Source organism: Rhizorhabdus sp. (genome assembly GCF_018006725.1).
Classification (GTDB): Bacteria; Pseudomonadota; Alphaproteobacteria; order Sphingomonadales; family Sphingomonadaceae; genus Rhizorhabdus.
Map to the genome: position 1 here is coordinate 1 of NZ_JAGMXV010000329.1, position 4,359 is coordinate 4,359.

The following is a 4,359-nucleotide window of genomic DNA, read 5'->3' on the forward strand; positions in this document are numbered from 1 at the left end:
GTCTATCGCATGACTGACAGTATTGGTAAAGTATGTCTATTATATCGTTCTTATCCAAAAGTAATTTAACCGACGAATCTTCAGAATAAGTCATCGAATTGCCTCCATCTCAAGTTTAATTAAACATAGTTGCCTCTGATATTGCAATAGATATTTTGAGAAACTCTGTCGGAGAAGCTATTTGGCAGACATTGACTTCAGCGGACGTAGCGTGCTGGTCGTGGGCGGTTCGAGCGGGATTGGCAACGGCATCGCGCGCTCCTTTCTCCAGCGCGGCGCCACCGTGCACGTGTGGGGAACGCGCCCAAGTGCCGCCGACTATGCGTCGGAGCCGGGCAGCGACCTCGCCGGACTCCATTATGCCTGCGTCGATGCGTCGGACGCCGCAGCGGTCGCTGCCGCCGGGCACGAGCTCGAGCAGCTCGATGTGCTGGTCTTGTGCCAGGGAACGGTCATCTACCGCCGCGGCGAGTTCGAGATGGCTGGCTTCGAGAAGGTGGTGTCGGTCAACCTTAACAGCATGATGGCTTGCGCACTGCGCTTCCAGCCGCAGCTAGCGCGCGCCAAGGGGTCCCTGATCCTGATCAGCTCGACCGCCGCCTATCGCACGACGCTGGGCAACCCAGCCTACAACGCCTCGAAGGCGGCGCTGCTCGGTCTCACCCGCTCGCTGGCGCACGCCTGGATCGGCGACGGCATCCGGGTCAACGGCGTGGCGCCCGGGCTCGTCGACACCAAGCTCACCAAGGTGACGATGGACAATCCCGATCGTCGCGAATGGGCGATGAGCATGATCCCCGCGAAGCGCGTCGGCACCCCCGAGGACATCGCCGGCGCGGTGCTTTTCCTTGCGTCGCCGCTGGCGGGCTACGTCATCGGCCAGACCATCGTCGTCGACGGTGGCGCGGCGTTGTGATGCGCGCGGCAAGGTCAGCCTGATGGCACGCGACTGGCGCGAGCTCGTCGACCTTCGCCGCCTGGCGGAATGGATGGATGGCAAGGGCCTCGGCGGCGGCGACATCGTCGCCCCTACCGCGCTGACCGGCGGCACGCAGAACATCCTGTTGCGCTTCGAGCGCGCCGGCCGCAGCTATGTGCTTCGGCGGCCGCCGCCGCATACCGTCGCCAACGGCGATGAGACGATGCGGCGCGAGGCGCGTGTGCTCGGTGCGCTGGCGGCGACCGACGTCCCGCATCCGCGCCTGATCGCCGCCTGTGGCGATCCGGAAGTGCTCGGCGCTGCCTTCTACCTGATGGAGCCGGTCGAAGGATTCAATGCCACCGTCGCGCTGCCGCCGCGCCATGCGGGGGATCCCGCGATACGCCGCGAGATGGGCTTTGCCCTTGTCGATGCCGCGGCCGCGCTGGGCCGGGCCGACGCGATCGCGGTCGGCCTGCAGGATTTCGGGCGCACCGATAATTTCCTCGCGCGCCAGCCGGCGCGCTGGCGCGACCAGCTCGAAGGCTATGCGAAGCACGAGGGCTGGCCCGGTGCCGCTCAGATTCCCGGCGTCGCCGAGGTCGGCGCCTGGCTGGCCGCCAACCTGCCGGCGACCTTCACGCCCGGGATAATGCACGGCGACATGCATCTCGCTAATGTCATCTATCGCCCCGACTCTGCGGAGGTGGCGGCGATCGTCGACTGGGAGCTCGCGACGCTCGGCGATCCGCTCGTCGACCTCGCCTGGGTCCTCGCCACCTGGCCCGATCCGGCCGACGAGAACCAGGCGGCAGCAACGGTGACGCCGTGGGAAGGTTTTCCGACGGGCGACGAGCTGGTCGAACGCTACGCCCAGGGCTCCGACCGCGATATGTCGGCAATGCTCTGGTACCGGGTGCTGGCCTGCTACAAGCTCGGCATCCTGCTTGAAGGGAGCTACGCCCGCGCCGCGGCGGGCAAGGCCGACCCCGCGATCGGCGCGATGCTCCACCGCCAGACGATCATTCTGTTCAAACGCGCGCTCCGCTGGCTCGACGCGGCGTGATCGTTGCTCCTCCCACGCCGCAAAGAGGTAATTCCCGATGAGCATGAACGTCTCGCTGTTCTTCCGCCCGTACCAGATTCCGGCGGGCACGCCGCTCAGCGTGTGCGTCGATGTCGCGCGCGCCGCCGACGAGGCCGGCCTCCATTCGATCACCTTCGGCGACCATCTCATCCTCGGGCCGAACCTCCATGCCTACCCCTATGGCGCCTTCCTTCACCGCAGCGAATCGTCGTGGCCGGAGCCGCTGACAACGCTCGCCGCGATGGCGGCGGTGACCAAGAACCTGCTGCTGTCGACCGGCATCCTGCTTGCGCCGCTGCGCCCCCCGGTGCTGCTGGCGAAGACGATCGCCACGCTCGATACCTTGTCGAACGGGCGGGCGCAGCTGGCGCTCGGCGTCGGATGGCAGAAAGAGGAATATGACGCGATGGGGCTGCCGTGGGAGGCGCGCTACAAGCTGCTCGACGAAGCGGTGAGCGCCTGCCGCGCGATCTGGGGCGCCCAGCCGATCAACTATGAATCCGAACATGTGAAGATTCACGATTCCTGGGCGCTACCCCAGCCGGTGCAACCGCGCGTGCCGCTGCTATACGGGCTGGCGATGACCCCGAAGAATGCGGCGCGCATGGCGCGCTTCGGCGACGGCTGGTGTCCCGTCGGCATCGACACCGCCGCGATCCGCGAAGGCGTCGACCGCCTCGCTGAGGCGCTCGCGGCCGAGGGCCGTGACCTGACTTCGCAGCACATCAAGGTCGGCCTGCCGCCGGTCAGCGACAGCGCCGGGCGGCCCGATGTCGAACGGACGATGGCGCAGGCCCCCGCCTATCTCGAGGCAGGAGGCACGATCATCACCGTAACAAGCCCGCCCAACCCGGAGAGCATGAGCGACATCTACCGCTTCATCGAGGACGTCGCGAAGGCGAGGGCTGCGTTCGGATAAGGCTTAGCTGCCGGCATATTGACGGATCTTCAGGCGGCCGAGCTGCGCCATGTGGACCTCGTCAGGGCCATCGGCGAGGCGCAGGAAGCGGTTGAGCAGGAACGCTTCGGCAACCGGCGTGTCGTCGGACACGCCCATGCCACCGTGGATCTGGATCGCCCGGTCGGCAACCGCCTGCGCCATGCGCGGGGCGACGATCTTGATCGCGGCGATCAGGTCCGCCGCCTGCTTGTTGCCATAACGGTCCATCGCATCGGCGGCCTTCAGCGTCAGCAGCCGCGCCTGCTCGATCTCGACGAACGAGTTCGCCACATCCTGGCGCACGCTACCCTGCGCCGACAGCTTCTTGCCGAAGGCGACCCGCGCTTCCGCCCGCCGGCACATCAGCTCGAGGGCGCGCTGCGCCTGACCGATCGACCGCATGCAGTGGTGGATGCGGCCCGGCCCGAGCCTGCCCTGCGCGATCTCGAAGCCGCGTCCTTCGCCGAGTATCATGTTGGCGACGGGCACGCGCACGTTGTCGAGAAGCACCTCCGATTCGCCGCCGGGCGAATGCCAGTTGTTGAAGGTGCGCATGTTGCGGACGATCGACACGCCGGGCGTGTCGCGCGGGATGATGATCGTCGATTGCTGCAAATGGCGGTCGGCGTCGGGGTTGGACTTGCCCATCAGCAACAGCAGCTTGCACCGCGGGTCCATGATCCCCGAGATCCACCATTTGCGGCCGTTGATGACATAGTCGTCACCGTCGCGGTGGATCGACGTCTGGATGTTGGTAGCGTCCGACGAGGCGACCGCCGGCTCGGTCATCAGATAGGCCGACCGGATCTCACCCCGCAGCAACGGCTCGAGCCAGGCGGCCTGCTGCTCGGGGGTGCCGTATCGGGCGAGCACTTCCATGTTGCCGGTGTCGGGCGCCGAGCAATTGAAGATCTCCGACGCGAAATGAACGCGTCCCATGATCTCGGCGAGCGGTGCATATTCGAGGTTGCTCAAGCCCGGGCTGAACGCGCCATATTCCCTGGGCAGGAACAGATTCCACAACCCTCGGCTCCGCGCCTCCGCCTGCAGGTCGGCGAGACCCGGCCACGGCTGCCAGCGGTTGCGGTCGTCGTTGTTCCAGTCATGCACCTCAGCTTCGATCGGATAGACGAGCTCGGCCATGAAGGTCTCGACCTGGGCGATCAAAGCCCGAACCTTATCGCTATGTGCAAAATCCATGAGCATCCTCCCCTGGGCCGAACGTCCCGCCGCAAGCCGACGACGCGGCTCCTTGACAACATCGTGGACGAAAATGATAACGCTGTGCAAGAATTTGCCGTTCGACGGCGCAGCCAGCGGGGCGGACTCCGATGTTTGAAACGATCCTCTACGAACAACCGGCGGCGGGCGTGGCGCGCATCGTCCTCAACCGTCCCGCGGCGCGGAACGCGC

Annotated in this window: 4 protein-coding genes; 3 read left to right on the plus strand and 1 reads right to left on the minus strand. The window is 66.0% G+C overall.

What is annotated here, in order from left to right:
• Positions 1 to 181: 181 nt before the first annotated feature.
• Genes KAY22_RS25145 through KAY22_RS25155 form a run of 3 tightly spaced genes read left to right on the plus strand, consistent with a single transcriptional unit; the run spans position 182 to position 2,925 of the window.
• A complete protein-coding gene (locus KAY22_RS25145) occupies positions 182 to 916 on the plus strand; it encodes an SDR family oxidoreductase (protein ID WP_296625852.1) in 735 nt (244 codons plus the stop codon).
• 22 nt (positions 917 to 938) lie between these two features.
• Entirely contained in the window at positions 939 to 1,985 is a 1,047-nt protein-coding gene (locus KAY22_RS25150) for a phosphotransferase family protein (protein ID WP_296625853.1), read from the plus strand.
• Positions 1,986 to 2,022: 37 nt separating this feature from the next.
• A complete protein-coding gene (locus tag KAY22_RS25155) occupies positions 2,023 to 2,925 on the plus strand; it encodes a TIGR03619 family F420-dependent LLM class oxidoreductase (protein WP_296625854.1) in 903 nt (300 codons plus the stop codon).
• Positions 2,926 to 2,928: 3 nt separating this feature from the next.
• Here KAY22_RS25155 and KAY22_RS25160 read toward each other — a convergent pair whose 3' ends face one another.
• A complete protein-coding gene (locus KAY22_RS25160; RefSeq protein ID WP_296625855.1) occupies positions 2,929 to 4,146 on the minus strand; it encodes an acyl-CoA dehydrogenase family protein in 1,218 nt (405 codons plus the stop codon).
• Between the last annotated feature and the right edge of the window lie 213 nt (positions 4,147 to 4,359).

Bases quoted from the DNA above. Each gene is read 5' to 3' on its own strand.
- KAY22_RS25150 (WP_296625853.1), top strand. From the start codon at position 939: ATGGCACGCGACTGGCGCGAGCTCGTCGACCTTCGCCGCCTGGCGGAA.
- KAY22_RS25155 (WP_296625854.1), top strand. From the start codon at position 2,023: ATGAGCATGAACGTCTCGCTGTTCTTCCGCCCGTACCAGATTCCGGCG.
- KAY22_RS25160 (WP_296625855.1), bottom strand. From the start codon at position 4,146: ATGGATTTTGCACATAGCGATAAGGTTCGGGCTTTGATCGCCCAGGTC.